The sequence below is a fragment of the Ralstonia sp. VS2407 genome (assembly GCF_052950655.1).
Genome location: NZ_JBRFVG010000329.1, coordinates 1 through 445 on the forward strand (window position 1 = coordinate 1; position 445 = coordinate 445).

Annotated in this window: 1 protein-coding gene; it reads right to left on the minus strand. The window is 69.9% G+C overall.

Features of this window, described 5'->3' with window-relative positions; translation table 11 throughout:
• Positions 1–445: hypothetical protein (locus tag ACU8YE_RS25300; protein WP_446930326.1), on the minus strand; the 445-nt coding region annotated here is incomplete at both ends.

The following is a 445-nucleotide window of genomic DNA, read 5'->3' on the forward strand; positions in this document are numbered from 1 at the left end:
GCCCAGTGGGTTGTTGGGGTCGTCGAGGTCGAAGGAGATGAACTTGTCTCCGAGCATCGGCAGCTTCATGTACATCACGTTGTCGACGAGGCGCATCTCGATGTCACCCATCGAGGCGATCGTCGCCGTCATCTGCATGGAGACGGGGTCGCTCTCGAAGTCCAGCACGCCCGAGCCCTTGAGGCCGGACGCCGTCTGGTCCATCGTGACCTTGGCGGTGGTCGCCTGGTCCACCGCCGCCTGGTAGACGGCGAGGAAGTCCTCGGGGTCGATCTCCTCGCCCGCGGCGGGAGCGGCCGCCTCGGACTCCCCGGCCGGGGTCTCGCTGGCGCTGGACGAGGCGCTGGACGAGGCGCTCGGGGACGTGGAGCTCGCGGCGTCGTCGGCCGAGCCGTCGTCGCCACCGCAGGCGGCCAGGGAGCTGAGTGCGAGCACGGTGCCGGCG